Below are 24,737 nucleotides of genomic sequence, written 5' to 3'. Positions count from 1 at the left end.
GTATGGCATTGGCACAGCAGATCACGTGGCGTGAGCGTTTAGAAGCATATTATTATTTGTGTCGTTTCGATAAACCGATTGGCACAGAACTGGTGTTTTGGCCAACCATGTGGGCCTTGTGGATTGCTAATCAGGGCATGCCGTCTATCGGGATATTAATCCCTATGATTCTGGGCACAATTTTTATGCGCGCTGCAGGCTGTGCCATTAATGACTTTGCTGACCGTAAGGTGGATGGTCATGTGGAGCGTACCAAAACACGTCCTTTAGCCACGGGTGTGATTAGTGCCAAAGAAGCCATTTATGTATTCTTGGGTTTGGTTGCACTTAGCGCAGCCATGTTGTTGTTCTTACCGATTGAAACTTTTTATTGGTCATTTGGGGCATTATTTTTAGCGTTTATTTATCCATTTATGAAACGCTACACTCATTTACCGCAAGTGTTCTTGGGAGCGGCATTTTCATGGTCTATCCCTATGGCTTATACCGCTGTAGGTGCAACGCCTGATCTTACTTGTTGGTTATTGTATTTTGGCAATTTGGCGTGGACTGTGGCTTATGACACTCAATATGCAATTACAGACCGTGAATATGATTTGAAAATTGGGGTGAAATCTACCGCAATTTTATTTGGTCGCTATGACATTCAAATTATTTCATTGTTGCAAGCGGGCAGTGTACTTTTGATTGGTACGGCATTGTGGTTAGAAAATTTACTGATTCCGTTTGGTTTAGCGGCATTACTGGTTGTGGTTGCAGACTTTATATACCAATGGAGTAAAACCAAAGATAAAGACCCGCAACGCTGTTTTTGGGCATTTCGTCATAACCGTTGGGTAGGGCTGATTATTTTTGTGGGAATTGTATTGGCTTTAATGTAAATATTTCTGTGCGATAAAAAACTGAGCAAAGCATCTGATGGTAGTTTGGTCAGGTGCTTTTTTATTCGATCGCTGATCAATTTTTGCTGTTAAAAATTAAACTGAGCATTAGAACGTGCGTACTTATGCACAAAGCACAATCAGCATTATTCTGATATATTGAGCCTCATTTTGAAGTTTGAATTAGGAATAGATGATGTCACAGTCTGAACAGCAAGCACCTGCAAAAAAGCCAAGCCTAAAAAAGATGATTTTCTTGGCAAGCTTAGGTTTGTTGATTCCTATTTTCTTGGTTAGCATGGCATTTTTAGCAGTTAATAGTGATGCTAAAAATCAGGAAAAATATAAACAACAGCAGGCAGAAATTATTGCGCGTATTGAAGCGCGTGAAGCTGCAGAACAACAAGCGAAGCAGGCCAGTCAGATACAAGCCGCTTCAGAAGCTACACCTTAATATCGAGTTGATGATTTCAGCTCAAATCTGATTGCAATTGTCTGATACTCGGAATTTCGGTGTATCGGACAACGCGATAACCTGCCTCGTGAAACATTGCATCCCGTTCTGCATCTTCCTGTTCTTTGCCAATATGTGAGGGGTCATCTAACTCTATAATTGCAATGACCTGCATTTCTGCATTTAAGATCACAAAATCAGTCACTTTACGATTAAACAGCGCACGAATTTTATAGTGGTTGTTGGTGATTAATGCGCTAAACGCCACTTGTGCCAAGATGTGATGCTCAGGAAAAGCTTGTTTTAAACGCATAAACATTCTGCGTTCAAAAGCAGTCATCATCGGTTTAGGATAAAAGTTTTTCTTGGGGAAAAATAATTGCTTAAAAATTAAGATAAACAGGGCAAGGCTAGCCAAGCTGCCAATAAGCAAGAAAGTCGATTGACTGGATTCAAACATAGATGATGCGGTGTCGTTAGACCCTAAACAGCAGGAATAAAAAACCCACGTCATAATGCGTGGGTTTTTTAAGAATTTTGGCTCTCCCACCTGGGCTCGAACCAGGGACCTGCGGATTAACAGTCCGTCGCTCTACCGACTGAGCTATGGGAGAATCTGACACGCATTCTATGTGGGTATCTGTTTTTGGTCAAGCTGGAATTGAAAAAAAACCGTAATTATAGATTAACTGCTTTAAAAATAATCATCTAGCTTTGTTTCAACGCAGTTTTTAGAGTGCTTGAATGGCTTTTATATAATCTTCGCGTGTCTGTGGTGGGTTGGTTTTACGACATAAGTTAATTAATTGCAGCATCTCTTGCTGAGTCATTTCTGTTTTCACTTGGCTTTGAATTTGTTTTAAGGTGGCTTGTTGTTGTGCGTTCAGATCACGACTGCATTGATACAGACGTTCATACATGAGTGTCGCAGCAGTTTTATTGCTTTCAGATTTTTGCGTACATTGAAAAATTGCAAAAATCACCACAATCAGAATTGTCCAAAAAATCAGGGATTTTAACCAAGGCGCTTGCATGGGCTTTCAAGTTTTATTGTTGTTGATGAACCTAAGTTAGCGAAAAAATAGAGTCATCACAAGAGGGGATAGCCCGATCTTCACTGTATGGTTTTAATTTTGATTTAAGGGGAGAGTGAGGCCTGTTCCATTCGTTTAGAACATCATATCCACTATAAAAACAATAAAAATTGCAAAAAAAAATCCCACGTCATACTGCGTGGGATTTTTAGAATCTTGGCTCTCCCACCTGGGCTCGAACCAGGGACCTGCGGATTAACAGTCCGTCGCTCTACCGACTGAGCTATGGGAGAATAGATTGGCTCTCCAACCTGGGCTCGAACCAGGGACCTGCGGATTAACAGTCCGTCGCTCTACCGACTGAGCTATTGGAGAATCTGTGGGGCATTTTAGGGATGAAAGTTTAAGTCGTCAACACGTTCATCATCAGAAATGTATTGTTTGCTTTATAAATATTCATTTCATCTGCAAAAATAAAAAAACTGCCCATAAAGAGCAGTTTTTCTACAGAAAAATAGAAATTATTTTTCTACACCAGCATCTTGACCTGCGTATTTCGCATTTGCGTAATCCCAGTTTACAAGGCTTTCTAAGAAAGTTTTGATGTAAACAGGACGTGCATTACGGAAGTCGATGTAGTAAGCGTGTTCCCAAACGTCAATCGTCAATACTGCAACTTTGCCGTGCGCCATTGGTGTGTCAGCATTTGAAGTTTTCATAATAGAAAGTTTGCCATTCACTTCGTCAGCTACTAACCAAGCCCAACCTGAACCGAATTGAGTTGTTGCAGCAGCAGCAAATTCTTCAGCAAATTTTTCGTAAGAACCGAAAGCTTCATCAATTTTAGCAGCCAAAGCACCAGTAGCTTTACCACCACCGTTTTTCGCCATACAGTTCCAGTAGAACGTGTGGTTCCAAACTTGCGCTGCGTTGTTGAATACACCAGCTTTAGCTGCATCGCCTGCAGTTGCTTTGATGATTTCGTCTAAAGTTTTACCTTCAAGCTCCGTACCCGCGATCAAGTTGTTCAGGTTCACAACATAAGTGTTGTGGTGTTTGTCGTGGTGGAATTCTAAAGTTTCTTTGCTGATGTGTGGAGCAAGATCTTCGTAACCGTATGGTAAAGCCGGTAAAGTAATGGTTGTCATGTTTTCAATTCCTTGCATTTTGCTGGGTTTTAACATTAAGTGGCTCTATTGTAATAGATTTCGAGATCAAATTGCGCATTAGGTATAAATAACCATACAGAATAAGACTCGAATGTATACATCTAAAGACTATGTTAAACACAGATGTCATTTGAGTGAAATCGTTGGGTGAAACGGTGTATTAAATTGGGTTATTTAATTCAAAATAACTATACTCAATATTAAACTGTTCTGAAATAGCTTTTGCGAGTCGTTGTACACCATAGCGCTCAGTCGCGTGATGTCCGCAGGCATAATAATGCACGCCTAGTTCTTTGGCTTCATAATAGGTGCGTTCACTGACTTCGCCCGAAATAAAGGCATCACAACCTTGTTCTGCCGCTTTGCCAATAAAATCTTGTGCTGCACCCGTGCAGAACCCTACTTTTTGAATCTGACTTTTTTCGGCAGGAAGATGAATGGTTTTAAAGCCTAAACGCGCTGTGAGATAGTCACGAAATTCGGTTGCGCTCATGGCTTGCTTTAAAAAACCAATATTACCAATAGGATGACGTTCACTCGGGTCTAGGGCTTGCAAATTTTCTAATGCCAAACATTCAGCAATGGCAGCATTATTGCCTAGACTTGGGTGTGAATCGAGCGGTAAGTGATAACCCACCAAAGAAATATCATGCTGGATTAAACTTTTGATGCGTTTACCGCGCATGCCTGTAATTGGGTAAGGTTCGCCTTTCCAAAAATAGCCATGATGTACCAACAGTAAGTCTGCATTTTGGGCAATAGCAGCATCAATAGCCTCTTGAGAGGCAGTCACTGCACATAAAATTTTTTGAACTTCAGACTTACCTTCAATTTGTAAACCGTTGGGCGCGTAATCTTTAAATTCATGTGTATTTAAAGTTTGATCACACCATTGAATAATTTCTTTTAATTGCGCCATAACTCTCTCAAATTGCACATATTTAGCCAATATCAAAACATATTTTGTATTGTAACTAAAGCAAGACAAAACTCTTGGGCTTTTTTATGTTTCTATTTGTGTTTCGTTTTACAATAGCTCATTCAATGACTTAATCATCAAAAAAAATTTACTTAGAGGTACAAAACGTGCGCCGGACCTTTACCTGGTTACCTTGGGTGTTACTCATTCTGGTTATTATTGGCTTTGTGACTTGGCAACAACTGCAAAAACCGAAAGCGCCTGTGGCTGCCGATGGGGTCAAAATGCCTGCCGAGAAAGTTGAACCATTAATTGATACAACACGGACAGGTGGGGTGGTGTCGTATAGCGCTGCGGTTAAAGTGGCAGCGCCTGCGGTGGTAAATATTTTTACCACACAAAAAGTGAAACAAATGGATCATCCATTGTTAAATGACCCTGCATTTCGTGAATTTTTTGGCAATCAGTTACCCGATCAATTTAAGCAAGGCCCAAATGAAAACAGTTTGGGGTCTGGGGTCATTGTTCGTCCAGATGGTTATATTTTAACGAATAATCATGTGATCGCGCAGGCTGAACAAATTGTCGTGGCTTTGCACGATGGACGCCGTGCGGTTGCAAAAGTTGTTGGAACTGACCCAGATACGGACTTGGCGGTAATTAAAATTGAGTTAGAAAAATTGCCAGTCTTGCCATTTAAACTCAGTGGTAATGAAGTTGGCGATGTAGTTCTTGCGATTGGTAACCCATTTGGTGTGGGACAAACCGTGACTCAAGGGATTATTTCTGCGACAGGACGTTCTGACTTGGGTATTAATACCTATGAAGATTTCATTCAAACCGATGCAGCAATTAATCCAGGTAACTCAGGTGGTGCATTGATTGATGTGGCAGGGAATTTGATTGGGGTAAATACGGCAATTTTCTCGCAATCAGGTGGTTCATTGGGCATCGGCTTTGCAATTCCTGCACAAGTCTGTCAGCAGGTTTTAAACTCGATTTTAAAAGATGGACGTGTGGTTCGTGGTTGGTTAGGTATTAGTTTGTTGCCTGTGCAACAAGACAACATTTTAGAACCTGCACAAGGCGGTGTAGTGGTTGCTGATGTACTGCGCGGTGGCCCTGCAGCAGAAGCAGGTTTAAAACGTGGTGACAAAATTTTAAAAGTGAATGATGAAGCGATTACTTCAACCTCGCATTTAATTAATTATGTTGCTGCACAAGCACCGCATACGACGGTGACTGTTTCAGTTGAACGTGGTGAAGAAGCCTTAGATTTGGAAGTCGCAGTCGGTGAGCGCAAAGTTCAAAATACCGATAAGCAATTTATTCCATTGCCTGAATAATAGATTTAACAGTAACAATTTAGCCTTGCCCGTTTGCAGGGCTTTTTTGTTGGCTAAGTAAATGAAGATCGACTGGAAATAACCAAAGTGATACGGATAACGTGATTTGATTTATCTCTGGGTAGATACAAAGAGAAGGTGGGCTAAATAAACTGTATTGATGAATGATGATACTTTTTGATAGATCTAATCAATCGAGGGTTTGGTTTTGTGTGGCAAGTGTGGATGTATTCGGTGTTGATGTCTTAGAAGATTTAAACGTGCTGTTTAAACATGATGGGTCTCAACTTAGATAAAGAAAGGCATAAAAAACAGCAACCGAAGTCGCTGTTTTTCTAGATCCATTGAAATTATTGCTCTTGCTGAATACCTGCCACTAACCAGTCTTGATTAGAGCCTGCAGGTTTTACAAAGTGCCAAATTTCTGTAAATGGTTGCGGTAAACTGTTCAGGTCTTCGCTGACTGTACCTGTAAAGCGTACACTTATGACATATTGACCATTTTCAGTTGCAGAATCGACCACCATGGCATTCAAGTTAGAAAACTCTGCTACATCTTGGTCTTGGTTTGCCATAATGTCCTGATACATCGACTGATATAAATCAGGAGTTAAATAACGCTGAATTTCTGCGATATTACTGGCTGTGTTCATAGACTGAATATGGTTAAAACGCTGACGCGCTACACGTAAAAAGGTTGCAGGCTCTGAACCATCAGGCAATTGATTGCCACTGTTGGTATAAGCTGCACCAAATGGCGCGTTATTATTGGCAGCTTGACCAAAAGGCGCTTGGGTAGAAGCGGCAGACCCCCCAACAGATTGACCAAAAATATTGGTATTGTCGTTACGTGGCGCTGCAGCAGGTGGTGTTTGCGCAAACGGTGCCTGATTGGCACCGCTATTTGGCGCATACGGATTAGGCGTTAGTTTTTTTTTTGCGCCCATCTTACGGAAAATGAAGAAGGCAACAGCAGCAGCGAGTAAAATCCAAATCCAGCTTGGAATACCGCCTTTTTCCTCTTGCGCTTCGGCAGCACTTGCAGCTTGATCATCGGCCAAGGCATTGGCAGCAACCGCACCAATTGCCGCACCTGCAACACCTGCAGCAACCATACCACCTACGCCTGGACCAGATTTTTGCTGTGCTGGTGCAGTTGTTGGTTGTTGTGCTGGCGTTGTTTGACGAGGTTGTTGGTAAGACTGAGTTGGAGCAGCCGAACGACTCATGCCATGGCTTTTACCGCCACCTGCACGTTTTGCTTCTGCTGCTAACGGAGCTACCAATAAAGTCGCTGTGAGCATTGCTGCGATCAAACCACGCTGTCGAACTTCCATCAAATTTTCCTATATTAAAATAAAGTTAAGCTGTGTATTTATGCAGGCATTTGCTGCGAATTTCAATATAAATATGATATTTTTTCTTGAAACTGAAAAAATATCATCCAAGGATTTAACCTAAGTTTTCACTTAAATTCATGGCTTCAGTTAAGGCTTCATGCAAACGCGCCACCGCAATAATTTGCACACCTGCAATGGCTTTTTGTGGGGCATTGCCACGCGGCACAATAATATATTTAAATCCGTGTTTAATAGCTTCTTTTAAGCGTTCCTGACCATTTGGTACTGGGCGGATTTCACCCGATAAACCGACCTCACCAAATACTGCCAATTGTTGTGGCAGGGCTTTGCCACGCAAGCTAGAAGCACAGGCAAGTAGTACAGCAAGGTCTGAACCTGTTTCGGTAATTTTTAAGCCGCCGACCACATTCACATACACATCTTGCCCTGAAGTTTGTACGCCGCCATGCCGATGCATCACCGCCAATAGCATATTCAGACGGTTTTGTTCCAGACCTAAAGCCACACGTCTAGGCTGACCATGTGCATCATCCACCAAAGCTTGTACTTCAACTAAAAGTGGTCGCGTTCCTTCGCGGCTAATCATGACAATAGAACCTGGAATTGCCTCATCATAACGGCTCAAAAATATCGCAGATGGATTGGCAACCTCGCGTAAGCCTTTATCGGTCATGCCAAAAACGCCCAGTTCATTCACTGCACCGAAACGGTTTTTGACTGCTCGAATCATACGGTAGCGTGAGTCTGACTGTCCTTCAAAATACAAGACGCAATCGACCATGTGTTCAAGGACGCGCGGCCCCGCTAAAGCCCCTTCTTTGGTCACATGACCGACAATAAACAGCGCAGTGCCACTATTTTTAGCAAAACGAGTCAGCAAGGCAGCTGATTCACGAATTTGTGAAACACCACCTGGAGCAGACTGCAACGTTTCGGTATATAAAGTTTGAATCGAGTCCAGAATGGCTACCGCAGGGCGTTCATGCGCCAAAACTTCACAAATCCGTTCGACACAGGTTTCTGCCATGACTTTCAGTTGATCGGTGGGTAAGTCTAAGCGTTGAGCGCGTAACGCCACTTGCGAAAGAGATTCCTCACCTGTGATATATAAAGCGGTGTTATTGGCAGCCGCCATGTGAGTCGCAGTTTGTAGCAAAATGGTCGATTTCCCGATACCAGGATCTCCACCAATCAGTACCACAGAGCCCGTAACCAAACCGCCACCCAAAACACGGTCAAATTCCCCAATGCCTGTTGTTAAACGGGTTTCGTGCGATACAGACACTTTATTAAGCGTGGTAATGGCGGCCGCTTGTCCTGCATAGCCACCGCCCATTTTAGGTTGGGCACGATGCGTGACTGCAGGGGCAATACTGACCTCATGAAGTGAGTTCCATTCCCCACATTCTGAACATTGACCTGCCCATTTAGGATGATCTGCACCACATTGTTCACAGCGATAGACACTTTTTACTTTTGCCATAACCCAGTCATTGCATCAATTAAAAACTGACTACAGCATACAGAGGAATGTTCGCGAAATGAATGTTATCTGGATTTTTCATGGAAAATCATACAACCACGTGGGTGATTGTATGGTTTATGATTTGAACGGAATAATTCAATGAATTGGGCTTATTTAATACAACTCGCCAGATTTGCGCTTCGCAATAAAGTCTTTGGATTCTTTGGCAATCACACCAGACAGTAACAACAAGGCAATTAAGTTTGGTACAGCCATTAAACCATTAAAGGTATCGGCAAATAACCAGACTAAATCTAGGGTGGCGATGGTGCCAATGAACACTGAAGCAATATAAATTAAGCGGTAAATCAACACGTATTTTTCGCCGAATAAATAAGTACAGCATTTTTCACCATAATAGCTCCAACCGAGAATGGTGGAATAGGCGAAGAAGATGATCCCGAAAGTGACGACCCAACCACCAAAGCCTGGCAATAACTGGTCAAAAACCTGTGTGGTGAGTACAGCACCTGTTGCACCACCAAAGCTATTACCTGCCATAATGAAGCCCATTACCAAAACAATCCCCGTGATGCTACAGACAATAATGGTATCAATGAAGGTACCTGTCATAGACACTAAACCTTGACGCGCAGGGTGGTCGGTTTTTGCAGCCGCAGCAGCAATTGGGGCAGAACCCATCCCTGCTTCGTTGGAGAATACGCCACGTGCAACCCCGTAACGAATTACTGCACCAATTGCACCGCCCGCAACTGCTTCACCAGTAAAGGCATCACGGAAAATTAGCTCAAATGCAGGCACGACAAGGTGTAAATTTTTCAGGATAATAATTAAACCGCCTGTAACATACAGAATGGCCATAATCGGAACAATCACCGAAGATGCTTTGGAAATCGAGCTAATTCCGCCCAAAATCACCAATGCAGAAAATACGGTAATTACCACGCCAGTAATCCAAGTTTCTACACCTAAGCTATTTTCAACTGCTAAAGCTACGGTGTTGGATTGTACTGAACTACCAATTCCAAACGAGGCGACTGTGCCAAAAAAGGCAAAGATAATCGCCAGCCATTTCCATTTTAGTCCGCGTTCAATGTAGTACATTGGGCCGCCTGACATTTGCCCTTTTTCGTTTTTAATACGGTATTTAACCGCCAAAACACCTTCACCATATTTGGTCGCCATACCAAACAGGGCAGTCATCCACATCCAAAACACTGCACCCGGGCCACCGAGGACGCAAGCCGTTGCAACACCTGCAATATTTCCCGTACCAATGGTGGCAGAGAGTGCAGTCATCAGTGATGCGAAATGTGAAATATCGCCCGGTTCTTTTTGCGCTTTGTCGTGTTTGCAAAAGACTTGTTTAAAAGCCAGTGGCAGCATGCGGAATTGCCAGAACAATAAGCGGAAGGTGAGGAAGACGCCCGTTCCCACAATGAGAACCAGCATGTATGGACCCCAGACCCAACCGCTTAGGGTTTCCATCATCGATTGTAAATTTTGCATAAATTTCTTCTTATAAACGCAGTGTATAAATGCTTAGTTTGTGACTGTAGTTGAACAGTTGTAAAAATTAAGCAAGTGATATGCCAGTCTTTAAAACTTCCTGTTAAAAGAACTTGGTTTTAAGCACGTTATATTTTTTGCATAGTTTTTAGATTTTGACAATTGATGCCTTGAAATAAAATTGACTTTATCTGTGTCAGAAGTCGCAATTTTTCAGACCTGATAAGGTCAATCTATGCCAGCAGAATAGTAAGTAAGCTAGAATTTTTACTAAGCTCAATATAATCTCTCTGCATTAGCACTTTGGTCGCGGCAGTGATCGCGTTATACTTCATCGAAAATATTTTATAGGTGGTCAGATGCGTACCGTCATTTGCTGCATGAGTGTTTTGCTTACAACAGTGGTTTTGGTCGGTTGTGGTCAGTCAGGTACATTACAGTTACCCAATGACCCAAATTACGACAAACGCGCAAAATATTTGTTATATCCAGATGCTGCGCCTAAACGTGCAACGCAATCGGCAACATCGTCAGACACAGCCGTACCTGTGCAACAGCAGTTTGCTGCACCTGCTGCATCTACATCGACTACACCTTAACGCTTTCTAGATAAAGGATACATTCATGAGTTTTACCCGCATTCAAGGGGTTTTGCACGCCGAGCAATGTTCGCTACAACAACTCGCACAGCAATTTGGCACACCACTCTATGTTTATTCAAAAGCGACTTTTGAAAAGCATTATTTAGATATGGATCGTGCTTTCCACTTTATCGATCATCAAATTTGTTTTGCGGTAAAGTCAAACTCGAATCTTGCGGTATTGAATGTATTGGCTAAGTTGGGTGCAGGTTTTGATATTGTGACAGGCGGTGAATTGGCGCGTGTTCTCAAAGCAGGTGGTGATGCATCGAAAATTGTTTTTTCAGGTTTAGGTAAAACTGAAGCCGATATTCAAAAAGCGTTGGAAGTTGGGATTGCCTGCTTTAACGTAGAATCGCATGCAGAATTAGACCGTATTCAAAAAGTTGCGGCAAGCATGAATGTCAAAGCACCAATTTCATTACGGGTTAACCCAGATGTCGATGCCAAAACCCATCCTTATATTTCTACAGGCTTAAAAGAAAACAAGTTCGGGATTCCGTCTGATTCGGTATATAGCACTTATGAATATGCGGCTTCTTTAGCAAACTTAGATATCGTTGGAATTGACTGTCACATCGGTTCACAATTGACCGAAACACAACCGTTTGTCGATGCTTTAGATCGCGTGATTGTGATGATTGATACCTTAAAAGAAATGGGTATTCAGCTCAAACACATTGATATTGGCGGTGGTTTAGGGGTGACTTATAAAGATGAAACTCCACCAACGGTTGAAGAATATGCCAATGCTTTACGTCCCGCTTTAGAAAAGTTAGGTCTTAAAGTGTATATGGAACCGGGTCGTAGTATCTCTGCCAATGCGGGCGTGCTGCTAACAAAAGTTGATTTACTCAAACCGACCAATCATCGTAACTTTGCGATTATTGACGCTGCCATGAATGACTTAATCCGTCCTGCGTTATATGAAGCATGGATGGACATTCAGCCCGTAACCCCACGTACTGATGTTGAAACGCTAGAGTGGGATGTGGTTGGTGCAATTTGTGAAACAGGTGATTTCTTGGGTAAAGAACGTCAGCTTGCGATCAAAGAAAATGATGTTTTAGCTGTAATGGGTGCGGGCGCATACGGTTTTGTGATGAGTTCTAACTACAACAGCCGTGGTCGTGCAGCTGAAGTCATGGTCGATGCAGATCAAGCACATTTAATTCGTGAACGTGAAAGCATTGAATCGCTGTGGGAAAGAGAGCGTTTATTGCCATAAGGGGAATTCGAGATGTTATTAGAATTTACCAAAATGCATGGTCTGGGCAATGACTTCATGGTGGTTGATCTCATCAGCCAGCGTGCGTATTTGGATGCGCTGACTATTCAACGCCTTGCAGACCGCCACTTCGGGATTGGCTTTGACCAACTCCTGATTGTGGAACCGCCCGATTTACCAAATGTCGATTTTAAATATCGCATTTTCAATGCCGATGGTTCTGAAGTGGAGCAGTGCGGCAATGGTGTGCGTTGTTTTGCACGTTTTGTGCATGAACGTCAGCTTACGACCAAAACCAAAATCAAGGTGCAAACCAAGGCAGGCATTGTAGAGCCTGAATTGGGGCAAAACGGTTGGGTGCGGGTGAATATGGGCTATCCAAAATTCTTGCCGCATGCGATTCCATTCATTGCCGATGAGCCTGATAACTTATATGACATTGCGCTGAAAGATGGTGCTGCATTGACCATTGATGTGGTGAACATAGGCAATCCTCATGCTGTGACCATTGTGCCTGATGTATTGACTGCCGATGTTGCAGGTATTGGCCCACAAGTGGAATCACACGAGCGTTTTCCACAGCGCGTCAATGCAGGTTTTATGCAAATCATTGACGAAAAACATGCGCGTTTGCGTGTGTTTGAACGTGGCGTAGGTGAAACCTTGGCTTGTGGTACAGGTGCATGTGCTGCAGCCGTTTCGGGTATGCGCCGTGGCTTATTGTCTAATTCAGTTGAAATTGAACTGGCAGGTGGTAAGTTGCAAATCGAATGGCGTGAAGGCGATGTGGTGTGGATGACAGGGCCAACTGCTAATGTCTATCACGGTCGTTTGGATTTAAATTATTTTCAGGGCTGATGTTTCGTTCTAACATGAACAGCTCTTATCTTACTTAAAAGCACTTTTCAAAACGAATAGTGCTTTTTTGTATCTTGCAGCACGGATCAGGTATGCTGTACTGAATGTCACTCTAAAAACTTCTACTCATTATGCCGCAACTGATTTTTTTACCTGGCGCTTCAGGCAATACCGCATTTTTTCATCCGCTAATCGAAAAAATTGAAAAATTGCCGTGGCAGAATGCTGTAAAAATTGTGGCTTATCCTGAATTTAATCATCAACCTGCACATTCACAGGTACATGATTTTGCAAGTTTGCAGGCTTATGTGTTGGCGAATATCCCAGATGATTGCATTATCATTGCACAGTCGATGGGTGGTATTTTTGCAGTTGCTGCCGCGTTGCAATATCCAGAAAAAGTCAAAGGATTAGTATTGGTTGCAACATCTGGTGGCATGGATTTAAGCAGTTTTCAGGTGCAAGATTGGCGACAAGACTATCAAGCAAGTGATTTAAATTATCCTGACTGGTTTGTAGAGGCAAAGGCCGATTACACGGTAGACTTTGCTAAAATCAACATGCCTATTTTGTTGTTATGGGGTGATCAAGACCCGATAAGTCCACTGGCGGTAGGTGAGTTTTTACAACAACAATTTCCACAAGCCGTATTAAAAATTGTGCATGATGGTGATCATTTGTTTTTAGAAACACATGCAGATCAGGCGGCTGAACACATTGCTGCTTATTTATCTCAGTTTGCCGCAGTTCAGCAATCGGAGCGTGACTAATGTACGATCCGCAGCAACTATTAAAGATGTGGCTCAAAGAACGAGAAATACAACAGCAGTCACCGCATACGTTAAAAGCCTACGCACGCGATTTAAACGATTTTTTTAGCTTTTGTGAGCAACAACAACTTGCCTTATATGATGTAGAGGCTGCAGATTTGCGCCATTATTTAGCGCAAAAAGTAGAACAGCAACAGTTAAATAGCAGCAGTTTACAGCGCATGTTGTCAGCGATTCGTCAGTTTATGAAATGGGCCGAGCAAGGGCAGTATTTACAATTTAATCCAATTGATAATTTTCAGCTAAAACGTCAGCCACGACCTTTGCCGGGTTTGATTGATATTGAAACGATTCATCAAATTTTGGATCAGCCTGAACCTGAAACTGAAGTACAACAACAAATGTGGCGACGCGATAAAGCGATTTTAGAATTGCTCTATTCGAGTGGTTTGCGCCTAGCAGAGGTACAAAGTTTACGTATCCGCGATTTAGATTTTAACCGTCAATTGCTGCGCATTACGGGTAAAGGCAATAAAACCCGTATAGTGCCTTTTGGTCGCAAAGCCAAAGATGCGGTGATGCAATGGCTGCAGATTTACCCTTTATGGCAGGGCGATTTTGTACCCGATGCAGCATTGTTTATTACTCAAAAAGGTGAACCTTTAAAAGCACGCCAAATTGAAAATCGGGTGAAGTTTCAGGCGCAGCGTGCGGGCGTTAATGTCGATTTGCATCCGCACTTATTGCGACATTGTTTTGCAAGTCACATGCTGTCGAATAGTGGGGATATACGTGCAGTCCAAGAAATGCTTGGGCATAGCAATTTAAGCACCACGCAAATTTATACCCATGTCGATTTTGATCAGTTAGCGCGAGTTTATGATCAGGCACATCCACGTGCGAGTAAAAAGTAAAGCTTTACCTAAAGTCGGCATTATTTTTGCAAGTTAAAATATAGCTATTTCATACTGCAAATATTTTTCTCACAGTCAGTTGTAAAGCCTTTGTGCTGTACTTAATACTTTAAGTAAAAGCGCTTTCACCAAGATGTCATTGCAACTATTGTAGAATAATAAAAAAGTGCGTTATGCAGTATAAAGAAGCAGAAAGAGTGGGTCACACGAATAATAGACATGGATGACATTATTTTTTGTTCCACTGCATAACACTTTGGATATCAAATGATAGGCAAAACCATGATTTCGAATCTTCAAGAAAAATATGAACAATTAAGCCCAAGCCAAAAAGAAATTTTTGCAGGTTATGGCTTGCGTCAAGTGAAACATTTTGTCGAAATAAGCTTGCCGATGATCGAGCAAGAACTACCTGCCGATTGTTTAGTGCAGGGTATTAATGCCGAAGGTAAAATGCAGGCGATTCATCCGCAAACGCAACAAAGCTATTTATGGATTTCAGATCAGCAGTGGCAAGCACGCTCATCCGCTGGTAGTAAAATAGATGTAAAAGAAGATTTTATTGCAGTTTGGGAAATTTTTAATTTACAGGCCTATGAGTTGATAGATTTAAGTCATATCCACCGTGACTTTTTAGAAACTCAGCAAGTTTGAGCTGAGTTTTTTTTATGCCCTTTATCAGGGAGGTGGCGTGGTGAAAGCGCATAAATATCCATCAAAATAAAACAGATTGTTTATTTCATACCCAATAAACTGCTGAATACAGTTTTGTGAACCAGCAGTCATATTTTAAAAGAGCATTTATATCTGAAAAAATACTGCAAAAAATAAAGTTTTCTATCTTTAATGACAGTCAGATTATGGGGTTTTATGTAAGGAACTTTGCTTAAATTGTAGGCGGAACTCAATTTGAATTGCATTTCAATCAATCTTGTTGATGAGGGAAATAAATAAAAAACATAATATAAATCAAAGCTTAAAATTGCTTATATAATCGTCGCTTGGTTTGTTAATTTTTAGAAATAAAAAAGTATGAACGCATCGTTCAGTTAATTTTCGGCATTTTTAGCCTTGTTTAGACAATTCTGACTTGACCGAAATGCCGATCACATAGCAAGATAGGACACCTAAAAAATTTAAAGCGAAGAGTTATTATTAACTTTTCTCAATATTTACTTTTGCTAAAACAGCCGAGGATTACATGAAGGCTCTTGTTGCTGTAAAACGTGTGGTAGATGCCAACGTTAAAGTTCGCGTTAAGCCAGATAATAGTGGAGTTGACCTAACTAACGTTAAGATGTCAATTAACCCATTCTGTGAAATCGCAGTGGAAGAAGCGGTTCGTTTAAAAGAAAAAGGAACTGTTTCAGAAATCGTAGTGGTATCCATTGGTCCTAAAGAAGCGCAGGAACAAATTCGTTCTGCAATGGCGCTTGGTGCAGACCGTGGTATTTTGGTTGAAACAGCCGATGAGATTGGTGCACTTGAAGTGGCTAAAATCTTAAAAGGTGTTGTTGAACAAGAACAACCACAACTTATTTTATTGGGTAAGCAAGCTATTGATGACGACTCTAACCAAGTTGGTCAAATGCTAGGCGCTTTACTTGGTGCAGGTCAGGGTACTTTTGCTTCAGAAGTAAAAGTAGATGGCGACAAAGTTCAGGTAACACGTGAAATTGACGGTGGTTTACAAACTGTTGAGCTTGCACTTCCTGCAATCATCACCACTGACTTACGTTTGAATGAGCCACGTTATGCGGCACTTCCAAACATCATGAAGGCACGTAAAAAACCGCTAGACACCAAATCTCCTGCAGATTATGGCGTTGCAACAGGTACTAAGCTGAAAACTGTAAAAGTTGAAGCACCTGCTGAGCGTAAAGCGGGCGTACAAGTGAAATCTGTAGATGAGCTTGTAGAAAAATTGAAAAACGAAGCGAAAGTGATCTAATACAGAAGGATAAAAATCATGAGTATTTTAGTTATCGCTGAGCACGACAATAAAGCACTAAATGGTGCAACATTAAACGTTGTTGCTGCAGCTCAAAAAATCGGTGGTGATATCACTGTATTGGTTGCGGGTTCTGGTGCACAAACAGTTGCAGACCAAGCAGCTAAAGTTGCAGGCGTAAGTAAAGTATTACTTGCTGACGATGCGGCTTATGCAAACCAATTGGCTGAAAACGTAGCAAAACTTGTTGCAGAATTAGGCAAAGGTTATAGCCATATCCTTGCTGCTTCTACAACAACAGGTAAGAACATTTTGCCGCGTGCGGCTGCACTTCTTGATGTTAGCATGATCACAGACATCGTCGCTGTAGATTCTGCAAAGACATTCAAACGTCCAATTTATGCAGGTAACGCAATTGCGACTGTAGAATCTTCAGAAGCGATTGTGGTGGGTACTGTACGTGGTACAGCATTTGACCCTGTTGCTGCAGAAGGTGGTTCAGCAGCAGTTGAAGCTGCTGCTTCACAAGGTGATGCGGGTATTTCTAAGTTCGTATCTGAAGAAATTGTGAAATCAGAGCGTCCAGAGTTAACAGCAGCGCGTATTGTGGTTTCTGGTGGTCGTGGTGTAGGTTCTGGTGAGAACTATCACAAAGTGCTTGATCCATTAGCGGATAAACTTGGTGCAGCACAAGGTGCATCTCGTGCAGCAGTAGATGCAGGCTTCGTACCGAACGACATGCAAGTTGGTCAAACAGGTAAAATCGTTGCACCTGATTTGTATATCGCTGTAGGTATCTCTGGTGCGATTCAGCACTTGGCAGGTATGAAAGACTCTAAAGTGATCGTTGCGATCAACAAAGACGAAGAAGCGCCAATCAACGCAGTAGCTGACTACTGGTTAGTGGGTGACTTGAACACTGTTGTTCCAGAGTTAGTATCTAAAATCTAATTACTGAACACAGTCAAAAACGCCTCTATGTGAATAGCATAGGGGCGTTTTTTATTGTCTTTTTTAATTTAGATGCAGTGATTGGTTTTAAGTACATTATGTGAACTTAGCGTATATGTGGGTACATATCGAGCAAGTATATGTTGAAGATATTTTGACGTGACTCTTAAAAATATGAAGCACTTTTGTTTCTTGGGTGTGAATATTTTTTTGCCTAAAAAATCACCGTTAAATTTAAGTAAATTAACAAGATTAAGATCATCTCTAAAGCACAAAAACACAGGCGTATATGCTATAATTTTTCGCTAGTTTTTATTTTTAGCCTGCATTTCAGGCTAATCATTTGCAAGTTTTACGACATATAAAATGCAAGCAAAATTTGTTTGCAGAATAAGGAGTATGCATGAGCGTATCGGAAATTAGACCGATTGCCATTGAGGATGAACTCAAGCACTCGTATTTAGACTATGCGATGAGCGTGATTGTGTCACGTGCGCTGCCAGATGTACGAGATGGTCTAAAACCTGTGCATCGTCGTGTGCTATTCGCAATGCACGAATTGGGCAATGACTACAACAAAGCTTACAAAAAGTCTGCCCGTGTAGTCGGTGACGTCATCGGTAAATATCACCCTCACGGTGATTTTGCAGTTTACGAAACAATTGTTCGTATGGCGCAAGATTTCAGTTTGCGTTATCAATTGGTCGATGGTCAGGGTAACTTCGGTTCGATTGATGGCGATAGTGCCGCAGCCATGCGTTATACCGAAGTCCGTATGCGCAAACTTACTCATGAACTGTTGGCCGATTTAGAAAAGGACACTGTCGATTGGGAAGATAACTACGACGGCTCTGAGCGTATTCCTCAAGTGATGCCTACTCGTATTCCAAACCTATTGGTCAATGGTGCTGCAGGTATTGCTGTAGGTATGGCGACCAATATGGCACCGCACAACATGACTGAAGTGGTGCATGCATGTTTGGCTTATGCAGACAACCCAAATATTTCAATTGAAGGGTTGATGGAACATATCACAGGTCCAGACTTCCCTACAGGCGGTATTATTTACGGTAAATCAGGCATTGTTGATGCTTACCGTACAGGTAAAGGCCGTTTGCATATTCGTGGTAAGTACCATTTTGAAGAAGATCAAAAATCTGGTCGTACCACCATCGTCTTTACTGAAATCCCTTATCAGGTCAACAAAGCCAAAACCATTGAGCGTATTGCTGAACTGGTGAAAGAGAAGAAACTCGAAGGTATTTCAGAACTACGTGATGAGTCTGATAAAGAAGGGATGCGTATTGCAATTGATCTGAAGCGTGGTGAAAACGCTGAAGTGATTGTGAATAACCTATTCTTGAATACACAATTAGAAAACTCATTCAGCATCAACATGGTCTGCCTAGACAATGGTCAGCCAAAGTTGATGAACTTAAAAGATATTATTGCGGCATTTATTCGTCACCGACAAGAAGTAGTGACTCGCCGTACCATGTTTGAATTGCGTAAAGCACGTGAACGTGGCCATATTTTAGAAGGCTTAACCGTTGCGTTGGCCAATATTGATGCCATCATCGAAACGATTAAATCTTCTGCCAACCCAGCCGAAGCGCGTGAGCGTTTACAGGCAGGCGAGTGGGCAGCAGGTGGTGTAGTTGCGTTATTGGAAAAAGCAGGTTCAGTTTCTGTACGTCCAGATGAAATTGAAGGCGAAGACCCTAACCGCCCGTTTGGTTTAGATGGTCAGGTCTATCGTTTATCACCTGCGCAAGTGACCGCAATTTTAGAATTACGTTTGCATCGTTTAACAGGTCTAGAACAAGACAAGTTACATGCAGAATATTCTGAAATTTTGGCACAAATTGCTGAATTAACTGCAATTTTGAATGACTTTAATTTGTTGATGGGCGTGATTCGTGAAGAGTTGGCGCAAGTTTTACAGCAATATGGCGATGCACGTCGTACTGAAATTGTAGAATCTCGCATTGATTTCTCGCGTGAAGATTTAATCCCAGAAGAACAAGTGGTACTGACAGTATCACAAACAGGTTATGCAAAAACTCAACCATTGTCAGATTACGCAGCGCAGCGTCGTGGTGGTCGTGGTAAATCTGCAACGTCGATGAAAGAAGATGATTATGTGCAGCATTTAATCGTGACATCTAACCATGCAACGGTGCTGTGCTTTACCGATGTGGGTAAAGTTTACCGTCTGAAAGTGTTTGAAGTGCCACAGGCATCGCGTGGTGCGAAAGGTCGTCCAATGGTGAACTTATTGCCATTAGATGCCAATGAAACCATCACCGCGATTTTACCAGTCATTGATGCACCGAAGAAATTTACCGAGCGTTTGGCAGACTTCCGTAGCTATGTAAAAGCCAATGCTACACATATACAAACCAACGCAATCATTGCTGCACATTATGCAGAATTAGAAGCTGCCTTTGCTGAATTAGCAGATGGTGATGATTTATCTGATGCATTGCGTGTGCAATTGAAACAATTGGGTGTAGAGCTTTCTGCAACCGATTTAGACGATGAGATCATTGCAGAATTTGCATCACAAGCAGAAGCCTTGCGTAAAAACTTTTATGTCTTTATGGCAACGGCATCAGGTACAGTGAAACGTGTTGAATTGGAACAATTCAGTAACGTACGTTCGAATGGTTTACGTGCCATTGAATTGAATGAAGAAGACACTTTAATTGGTGTTGCAATTACCGATGGCGAACAGCAAATTATGTTGTTCTCCAATGAAGGTAAAGCGATTCGTTTTGCTGAAACCGATGTACGTTCAATGGGTCGTGCGGCCAAAGGCGTACGTGGTATGCGTGTCAGCTTCGGTTCAGCACAAGTTGAAGATGTCGAAGATGTAGAAGTCGATGGCGATGATGAAGACAGTTCAGATTCAGCACTCATCAGCCGTATCGTATCGCTAGTCGTAGTACCAGAAACAGGCGAAGTTTTGTGTGCTTCGGCGAATGGTTATGGTAAGCGTACACCTGTAGACGACTTCCCAACCAAAAAACGTGGTGGTAAAGGTGTGATTGCCATTAAGACCTCTGAACGTAATGGTGAATTGGTCGGTGCAGTTGCTATTGATGAAAGCAAAGAACTGATGCTGATTTCTGATGGCGGTACATTAGTGCGTACTCGCGCTTCTGAAGTGGCGCAAACAGGTCGTAATGCACAAGGTGTACGTTTAATCCGCTTGGGTGAAAACGAAACACTGGTGGGTGTAGAAGCGATTGAAGCTGTTGAAGAAGACGAGTTTGTTGAAGCGATTGAAGGTGCAGAATCTTTAGTGGCTGAAACGGATGCAGTTGCTGAAACTGAGCAAGTGGAAAAAGACGGTGAAAATTCAGTAGAAGAATAAGTTTTTTACTGATAAAAAGGGCGCTTCGGCGTCCTTTTTTATAAACGTTGACTGCATAAGGGTAAGCGATGAAAACCAAATTAATGTTGTTGGCAGCAGCGGTTGCATTGAGTGGCTGTAATTCAATGGACAATATTCCAGATCCGAGTCCTGAACAGGAAAAGGCGGCACAGCTAGCCTATGAGGATTTGCGTGATGGGAAGTATGACGAGTTTTTGGATCAGTTAGAGCCGCAGTTGCAAACCCAGTTTAAGGACAATGAAAAGCTGATGAAACGCTTTTCACGTTCAATTCCTCAAGGTGAATACAAGTCTAAGACTTTAATGACCAAAGAGATTGAAGAAGCAACCAATCAGCTTGGGCAATATAAGGTCAGCTATGAAATTGCCTATCCGGAAAATCTGGTTCAGTATGATGTTAGTTTTGACAAGCCGAATGGTAGCAACAAGATTCGTAATTTCAATATTCAAGTCTTTGGCGAATCGGGTAAATAAGTGGAATAGGAGCATTGCTATAATGCTCTATCTGCTTTGATGACCAGAAATTAAACGTCGATAAGCCAAAAAAAAGCACAAGCTACCGATCATTCCAAGATAGAGCAATTTAGGCAAGATCAGTGTTGTAGGCACACCCATCTGATTGAGTTGAATAAACATCTGCACAATTTGGGTAGAGGGCAGGATTTCGCCAACGACTTGCATCCAGGTGGGCATGGCAGCATGCGGCCAGGCCGCACCAGATAAAAAGAACAGTGGAATAGAAGTGAATACAATGACATGCCCCGCACGTTCCGGCAGATCCAGAAAACTAGCAAATAAGCAGGTCATGCCAATTATCGTGTAGATAAAAACCGCAACAGCCAGCAGCATCCCGAGCAGGTTGCCACCGCGCGGATAATCAAATAGCCAGAAGCTAAAGCCGAATAAATAGAAACATCCCAGACAACCAATGGTGAAGACCGCTAAACACATCCCAATCAATGCATTTGTGTTTAATTCTATTTTTCTTTCCCGATATACCAAAATCAGCATACTCAAACCCAAAAGAATGGTTTGGTGGATAATTAAAGGTGCAACCGCAGGAAAGACATAGCTGCCATAGCCGGACAGCGGATTAAATAAAGGAATTTGATGCACAGAAAGGGCAGGTGAAAAATCCGAGACCTTGCCAAAGCGTTCAGTATAATCTGCCAAAGTTTGCTCAACTGATGTGGCTAAGCCCAGACCAATTTGTTTGGTTACTAAAAAGTTGGCTGTACTTAAATACAGGCCAATGCCACCTGTTTCACCATGCCTTAAGCTTTGCGATAAATTGTCCGGCAGAAGTAAAATACCATCGGCTTTTTGTGATTCCACCCATTGTTTGGCCTCGGAAAAATTGCCGGTAATCGCCTCAATCTCCACATTGGGGCTTTGTGCCACTTGACCAATAATACGGGTGCTTAAGTTACTTTGTTCTTCATCGACAATAATAATCGGTAAGGCTTCAGCCTGCTGTGCCTGATAAGCGGTTGGATAAAAAAAGCTGTAAAACAAGACGGATAGAATAAGCGTGGTAAAGATCGTGCCGTGACTGACAATATCCTTAAAGCTTTGCAGATAGTAAAACCAGAGGGATTTCATTGGACTGCTCCTTTAACTATTTTTTTAAGAAACAGATAAGCCAGCAGAGCGTAAACTAGGGCATAGATCAGCAGCATGAATCCAGCTTGCAGTGAAATATGCAATGGACTACCAATCACCCATTGTTCAGTTTGTAATTTGGCATAGGGCGTAAACGGAATAATATTGGACCAGAGCTGGGTGAATAGGGGCGCATTATTTAAAGGTAAAGTCACACCGGCAAAACTTAAAGATGAACCACCATAGACCGCAATGATGCCAAAAGATTTACTTAAATCTTTGGTTGCCAGAACCACTGCACTGCTTAAAAATGCATAAGCGCTATATAGCAGAAATTGTGCCGATAGAATCAGAGCGAGCGAGCCGGCAACAAACCAGCCGCGAATTTCAATCAGCCAGAACATCCAGATCCAGGTCCATAGACTAAAAATAGCCACATAGATCAGGTTCTTAGACAGCAATGCCATCCAGATGGATGAGTTGCTAATCCAGCTTGTTAAGGTCTGCCGCTTCAGTTCCTGACCGACGGAAAATGCCACACAACAACACAGCAGTAAATGCAGAATTGCCGGAATGACATAGGGTTCCAGATAGAATTCATAATTCAGCTGCGGATTATACAGCGGAGATATTTTAATATGCGGTGACGGTGCTTCGAGAGAAGGCAGCCGGTTGCCCAGATATTGCTGTCCGCTAAATTCAGCGAGTGCTTGTAGGGTACTGACCAGCATGGCAGAGGAAATGGTATTTCCGATGCTGAAATAACTCTGGTTAAAGGCAATACTGATGTCAGCATCCCGGGCACGAACCAGACGTTGCTCGGCACCGCTGGGAATATGGATATAACCCCAAATTTTATTTTGATTTAACAGGCGCTCAATTTCAGCTGTTTGTTCCGACACTGTAGCAATTTTAAGAGTATGATTCAGCGCCACATGCTGATAAATGCTTTGACTCAGCGCACTCTGGTCTTGATCAATAATCGCAATCGGTAAATGATCCGGTTTCCCTTGAGCAAACATGCTGCTGAATAAAATAATCACCAGTGCAGGTGCGAGCGTGACCAGACACAGATCCCATTTTTCGCGGAGCAGATAGCGCAGTTCGCGCCATATACCCGTCCACATTATCGGGTCTCTTTCAGTTTAAATAACACGCTCATTCCAACTTTCAGTTCAGGAATCGCTGGTGTGGGCACAAGATGCAGCTTAAAACTTCGCACATCATAACCGCCGGTTTGGCGTGTGGTCTTAATGGTGGCAAATTCACCTTCAGCACTGATCTGCTTGATTTTAAAAGTGGCGGTTTTATCTAGGGCGGGAATATAACCTTCAATACTGCTCATTTTCTGAAACGGGGCATATTGGTCTTCACGAATATTCAGGCTCACCCACATTTGATCTTCAATCAGGCTGACCACAGGGACTGCGGTGGCTACCAGCTCCGAGACTTTGCCATAGGTTTTAGACACCGTTCCGTTTACTGGTGCTACTAATTGGGTTTCTGCCTCTAATGCATTGGCTTCATCCAGCGCAGCCTGGGCAATATCTACTTGTGCATCGGCAGAACTCTTTTGCTGCGAGGTGCTGCCACGTTTGGCACGTGCGTATTGCTGATACGCTGCTTCTGTCATTTGTGCCGCTGATTGACTGGCTGCATACAATTCATCACGGCGCTGGCGTGAAATCACACCTTCCTTAAATAAATTTGCACCACGCTCATAAGAAACTTTGGCTAAATTTTGCTGTGCTTTCAGCGATTGCCAGTTGGCATACAGGCTGGCGATATTTTCTTCTTGCGAGCCACGTTCAGCAGTCGATTGTAAGGCCAGCGCAGATTGTAAAGCCGCTGCGGCTTGCTGTTTTTTGGCCTGAATTTCCGGGCTGTTTAAGCGCACCAGCACATCGCCTTTTTTGACTCGCTGACCTTCTTCTACATAAATTTCTTCAATACGGCTTGGCACTTTGGTCGCCACCTGAACTGTTTCAGCTTCTACACGACCCTGCAATTCAAGCGGAGCCGGTTGGTAGCTTTTCCATAATCCAAATGCGATGACTGCCAGCAGAACTGGAATCAGGGCCAGCAATAAATATTTTTTCTTTTTAGCGATTTCAGGAGCTTGTTGTTGCTCGGTCGAAGTCGTCGCGTTGTTTTCTATTTCAGTTTTTGTTTCTACCTGTTGCGCAGGCGATTTTTCTGTATCGCTGGATGAAGCCGCTTCATTCACAGGATCATTGGGTTTTTGATCTTCGTTCATGTTCGGC

General features: G+C 42.5%; 23 protein-coding genes and 3 tRNA genes. 13 read left to right on the top strand and 13 right to left on the bottom strand.

Features of this window, described 5'->3' with window-relative positions:
- Positions 1 to 2: 2 nt before the first annotated feature.
- Both ubiA and FTU98_RS03635 read left to right on the top strand, forming a co-directional pair.
- Positions 3 to 881: a 4-hydroxybenzoate octaprenyltransferase gene (ubiA, locus tag FTU98_RS03640; RefSeq protein ID WP_178318581.1), complete on the top strand. Its 879-nt coding sequence runs from the start codon at positions 3 to 5 to the stop codon at positions 879 to 881.
- Positions 882 to 1,077: 196 nt separating this feature from the next.
- Positions 1,078 to 1,335, top strand: a complete 258-nt coding sequence (locus tag FTU98_RS03635; protein WP_004971904.1) for a hypothetical protein — start codon at positions 1,078 to 1,080, stop codon at positions 1,333 to 1,335.
- 16 nt (positions 1,336 to 1,351) lie between these two features.
- Here the strand turns inward: FTU98_RS03635 and FTU98_RS03630 are convergent, their stop codons facing one another.
- From FTU98_RS03630 to FTU98_RS03600, 7 genes are all read right to left on the bottom strand, one after another.
- Entirely contained in the window at positions 1,352 to 1,795 is a 444-nt protein-coding gene (locus FTU98_RS03630; protein ID WP_004971902.1) for a DUF2726 domain-containing protein, read from the bottom strand.
- A gap of 78 nt (positions 1,796 to 1,873) precedes the next feature.
- A tRNA-Asn gene (locus FTU98_RS03625) sits at positions 1,874 to 1,949 on the bottom strand.
- A 117-nt stretch (positions 1,950 to 2,066) separates the two neighbouring features.
- On the bottom strand, positions 2,067 to 2,369 hold the full coding sequence (locus FTU98_RS03620) for a hypothetical protein (protein ID WP_004971899.1): 303 nt from the start codon (positions 2,367 to 2,369) through the stop codon (positions 2,067 to 2,069).
- Positions 2,370 to 2,586: 217 nt separating this feature from the next.
- A tRNA-Asn gene (locus FTU98_RS03615) sits at positions 2,587 to 2,662 on the bottom strand.
- 6 nt (positions 2,663 to 2,668) lie between these two features.
- Positions 2,669 to 2,744: transfer RNA gene (locus tag FTU98_RS03610), tRNA-Asn, on the bottom strand.
- Positions 2,745 to 2,890: 146 nt separating this feature from the next.
- Positions 2,891 to 3,517, bottom strand: a complete 627-nt coding sequence (locus FTU98_RS03605) for a superoxide dismutase (protein WP_026438302.1) — start codon at positions 3,515 to 3,517, stop codon at positions 2,891 to 2,893.
- 181 nt (positions 3,518 to 3,698) lie between these two features.
- Complete coding sequence (locus FTU98_RS03600) at positions 3,699 to 4,457, bottom strand: Nif3-like dinuclear metal center hexameric protein (RefSeq protein WP_004971895.1); 759 nt, start codon at positions 4,455 to 4,457, stop codon at positions 3,699 to 3,701.
- Between the two features lie 167 nt (positions 4,458 to 4,624).
- Here FTU98_RS03600 and FTU98_RS03595 point away from each other — a divergent pair, with 167 nt between their 5' ends.
- The gene (locus FTU98_RS03595; RefSeq protein WP_179991123.1) at positions 4,625 to 5,803 is read left to right on the top strand and encodes a trypsin-like peptidase domain-containing protein; all 1,179 of its coding nucleotides are present in this window, start codon (positions 4,625 to 4,627) and stop codon (positions 5,801 to 5,803) included.
- A 350-nt stretch (positions 5,804 to 6,153) separates the two neighbouring features.
- On the opposite strand, the gene FTU98_RS03590 is transcribed toward FTU98_RS03595, so the two are convergent.
- The 3 genes from FTU98_RS03590 to FTU98_RS03580 form a co-directional block, all read right to left on the bottom strand.
- Positions 6,154 to 7,140 carry a Tim44 domain-containing protein gene (locus FTU98_RS03590; RefSeq protein ID WP_004971891.1) on the bottom strand — a complete coding sequence of 329 codons (987 nt, stop codon included), beginning with the start codon at positions 7,138 to 7,140 and terminating at the stop codon, positions 6,154 to 6,156.
- 115 nt (positions 7,141 to 7,255) lie between these two features.
- Complete coding sequence (gene radA, locus FTU98_RS03585; protein WP_104853204.1) at positions 7,256 to 8,647, bottom strand: DNA repair protein RadA; 1,392 nt, start codon at positions 8,645 to 8,647, stop codon at positions 7,256 to 7,258.
- Positions 8,648 to 8,803: 156 nt separating this feature from the next.
- On the bottom strand, positions 8,804 to 10,159 hold the full coding sequence (locus tag FTU98_RS03580; RefSeq protein WP_180050434.1) for a sodium:alanine symporter family protein: 1,356 nt from the start codon (positions 10,157 to 10,159) through the stop codon (positions 8,804 to 8,806).
- A gap of 359 nt (positions 10,160 to 10,518) precedes the next feature.
- Between FTU98_RS03580 and FTU98_RS03575 the strand changes: the two genes are divergently transcribed.
- The 10 genes from FTU98_RS03575 to FTU98_RS03530 all read left to right on the top strand — a co-directional run bounded on the left by FTU98_RS03575 (position 10,519) and on the right by FTU98_RS03530 (position 21,345).
- The gene (locus FTU98_RS03575) at positions 10,519 to 10,758 is read left to right on the top strand and encodes a lipoprotein (RefSeq protein ID WP_004971884.1); all 240 of its coding nucleotides are present in this window, start codon (positions 10,519 to 10,521) and stop codon (positions 10,756 to 10,758) included.
- 25 nt (positions 10,759 to 10,783) lie between these two features.
- Entirely contained in the window at positions 10,784 to 12,028 is a 1,245-nt protein-coding gene (gene lysA / locus FTU98_RS03570) for a diaminopimelate decarboxylase (RefSeq protein WP_004971882.1), read from the top strand.
- A 12-nt stretch (positions 12,029 to 12,040) separates the two neighbouring features.
- The gene (gene dapF / locus FTU98_RS03565; protein WP_180050431.1) at positions 12,041 to 12,886 is read left to right on the top strand and encodes a diaminopimelate epimerase; all 846 of its coding nucleotides are present in this window, start codon (positions 12,041 to 12,043) and stop codon (positions 12,884 to 12,886) included.
- A 131-nt stretch (positions 12,887 to 13,017) separates the two neighbouring features.
- The gene (locus FTU98_RS03560) at positions 13,018 to 13,656 is read left to right on the top strand and encodes an alpha/beta fold hydrolase (RefSeq protein ID WP_096900946.1); all 639 of its coding nucleotides are present in this window, start codon (positions 13,018 to 13,020) and stop codon (positions 13,654 to 13,656) included.
- The gene (xerA, locus tag FTU98_RS03555; protein ID WP_004971874.1) at positions 13,656 to 14,570 is read left to right on the top strand and encodes a site-specific tyrosine recombinase/integron integrase; all 915 of its coding nucleotides are present in this window, start codon (positions 13,656 to 13,658) and stop codon (positions 14,568 to 14,570) included. The genes FTU98_RS03560 and xerA overlap by 1 nt, the downstream gene beginning before the upstream one ends.
- 282 nt (positions 14,571 to 14,852) lie before the next feature.
- A complete protein-coding gene (locus FTU98_RS03550) occupies positions 14,853 to 15,224 on the top strand; it encodes a hypothetical protein (RefSeq protein ID WP_004971871.1) in 372 nt (123 codons plus the stop codon).
- A gap of 547 nt (positions 15,225 to 15,771) precedes the next feature.
- A complete protein-coding gene (locus tag FTU98_RS03545; RefSeq protein WP_096901145.1) occupies positions 15,772 to 16,521 on the top strand; it encodes an electron transfer flavoprotein subunit beta/FixA family protein in 750 nt (249 codons plus the stop codon).
- Positions 16,522 to 16,539: 18 nt separating this feature from the next.
- Positions 16,540 to 17,472, top strand: a complete 933-nt coding sequence (locus tag FTU98_RS03540; protein WP_179991119.1) for an electron transfer flavoprotein subunit alpha/FixB family protein — start codon at positions 16,540 to 16,542, stop codon at positions 17,470 to 17,472.
- A gap of 403 nt (positions 17,473 to 17,875) precedes the next feature.
- Positions 17,876 to 20,851, top strand: a complete 2,976-nt coding sequence (gene gyrA / locus FTU98_RS03535) for a DNA gyrase subunit A (RefSeq protein WP_154320915.1) — start codon at positions 17,876 to 17,878, stop codon at positions 20,849 to 20,851.
- Between the two features lie 68 nt (positions 20,852 to 20,919).
- Positions 20,920 to 21,345 (top strand): DUF3887 domain-containing protein, encoded by a 426-nt coding sequence (locus FTU98_RS03530; RefSeq protein WP_096901142.1) that lies wholly within the window; start codon positions 20,920 to 20,922, stop codon positions 21,343 to 21,345.
- 27 nt (positions 21,346 to 21,372) lie between these two features.
- Here FTU98_RS03530 and FTU98_RS03525 read toward each other — a convergent pair whose 3' ends face one another.
- The 3 genes from FTU98_RS03525 to FTU98_RS03515 are packed head-to-tail and all read right to left on the bottom strand — an operon-like array spanning position 21,373 to position 24,730.
- Positions 21,373 to 22,473 (bottom strand): ABC transporter permease, encoded by a 1,101-nt coding sequence (locus FTU98_RS03525; RefSeq protein ID WP_096901141.1) that lies wholly within the window; start codon positions 22,471 to 22,473, stop codon positions 21,373 to 21,375.
- The gene (locus FTU98_RS03520) at positions 22,470 to 23,600 is read right to left on the bottom strand and encodes an ABC transporter permease (RefSeq protein WP_179991117.1); all 1,131 of its coding nucleotides are present in this window, start codon (positions 23,598 to 23,600) and stop codon (positions 22,470 to 22,472) included. The genes FTU98_RS03525 and FTU98_RS03520 overlap by 4 nt, the downstream gene beginning before the upstream one ends.
- Complete coding sequence (locus FTU98_RS03515) at positions 23,600 to 24,730, bottom strand: HlyD family secretion protein (protein ID WP_005177920.1); 1,131 nt, start codon at positions 24,728 to 24,730, stop codon at positions 23,600 to 23,602. Before FTU98_RS03515 ends, FTU98_RS03520 begins: the two co-directional genes overlap by 1 nt.
- Positions 24,731 to 24,737 lie beyond the last annotated feature (7 nt).

The sequence above is a fragment of the Acinetobacter sp. YH12211 genome, from assembly GCF_013418015.1.
Taxonomy (GTDB): Bacteria; Pseudomonadota; Gammaproteobacteria; order Pseudomonadales; family Moraxellaceae; genus Acinetobacter; species Acinetobacter towneri.
The sequence above is the reverse complement of the archived record's forward strand: the minus strand, read 5'-3'. Positions and strand labels throughout refer to the sequence as shown.

Excerpts from the sequence above, each read along its gene's own strand:
- ubiA (WP_178318581.1), top strand. The coding sequence starts at position 3 with ATGGCATTGGCACAGCAGATCACGTGGCGTGAGCGTTTAGAAGCATAT.
- gyrA (WP_154320915.1), top strand. The coding sequence starts at position 17,876 with ATGAGCGTATCGGAAATTAGACCGATTGCCATTGAGGATGAACTCAAG.
- FTU98_RS03630 (WP_004971902.1), bottom strand. The coding sequence starts at position 1,795 with ATGTTTGAATCCAGTCAATCGACTTTCTTGCTTATTGGCAGCTTGGCT.
- FTU98_RS03530 (WP_096901142.1), top strand. The coding sequence starts at position 20,920 with ATGAAAACCAAATTAATGTTGTTGGCAGCAGCGGTTGCATTGAGTGGC.
- FTU98_RS03620 (WP_004971899.1), bottom strand. The coding sequence starts at position 2,369 with ATGCAAGCGCCTTGGTTAAAATCCCTGATTTTTTGGACAATTCTGATT.
- FTU98_RS03560 (WP_096900946.1), top strand. The coding sequence starts at position 13,018 with ATGCCGCAACTGATTTTTTTACCTGGCGCTTCAGGCAATACCGCATTT.
- FTU98_RS03580 (WP_180050434.1), bottom strand. The coding sequence starts at position 10,159 with ATGCAAAATTTACAATCGATGATGGAAACCCTAAGCGGTTGGGTCTGG.
- FTU98_RS03575 (WP_004971884.1), top strand. The coding sequence starts at position 10,519 with ATGCGTACCGTCATTTGCTGCATGAGTGTTTTGCTTACAACAGTGGTT.
- FTU98_RS03635 (WP_004971904.1), top strand. The coding sequence starts at position 1,078 with ATGTCACAGTCTGAACAGCAAGCACCTGCAAAAAAGCCAAGCCTAAAA.
- dapF (WP_180050431.1), top strand. The coding sequence starts at position 12,041 with ATGTTATTAGAATTTACCAAAATGCATGGTCTGGGCAATGACTTCATG.
- FTU98_RS03550 (WP_004971871.1), top strand. The coding sequence starts at position 14,853 with ATGATTTCGAATCTTCAAGAAAAATATGAACAATTAAGCCCAAGCCAA.
- FTU98_RS03545 (WP_096901145.1), top strand. The coding sequence starts at position 15,772 with ATGAAGGCTCTTGTTGCTGTAAAACGTGTGGTAGATGCCAACGTTAAA.
- FTU98_RS03525 (WP_096901141.1), bottom strand. The coding sequence starts at position 22,473 with ATGAAATCCCTCTGGTTTTACTATCTGCAAAGCTTTAAGGATATTGTC.
- FTU98_RS03520 (WP_179991117.1), bottom strand. The coding sequence starts at position 23,600 with ATGTGGACGGGTATATGGCGCGAACTGCGCTATCTGCTCCGCGAAAAA.
- FTU98_RS03605 (WP_026438302.1), bottom strand. The coding sequence starts at position 3,517 with ATGACAACCATTACTTTACCGGCTTTACCATACGGTTACGAAGATCTT.
- xerA (WP_004971874.1), top strand. The coding sequence starts at position 13,656 with ATGTACGATCCGCAGCAACTATTAAAGATGTGGCTCAAAGAACGAGAA.
- FTU98_RS03600 (WP_004971895.1), bottom strand. The coding sequence starts at position 4,457 with ATGGCGCAATTAAAAGAAATTATTCAATGGTGTGATCAAACTTTAAAT.
- FTU98_RS03590 (WP_004971891.1), bottom strand. The coding sequence starts at position 7,140 with ATGGAAGTTCGACAGCGTGGTTTGATCGCAGCAATGCTCACAGCGACT.
- FTU98_RS03515 (WP_005177920.1), bottom strand. The coding sequence starts at position 24,730 with ATGAACGAAGATCAAAAACCCAATGATCCTGTGAATGAAGCGGCTTCA.
- lysA (WP_004971882.1), top strand. The coding sequence starts at position 10,784 with ATGAGTTTTACCCGCATTCAAGGGGTTTTGCACGCCGAGCAATGTTCG.
- radA (WP_104853204.1), bottom strand. The coding sequence starts at position 8,647 with ATGGCAAAAGTAAAAAGTGTCTATCGCTGTGAACAATGTGGTGCAGAT.
- FTU98_RS03540 (WP_179991119.1), top strand. The coding sequence starts at position 16,540 with ATGAGTATTTTAGTTATCGCTGAGCACGACAATAAAGCACTAAATGGT.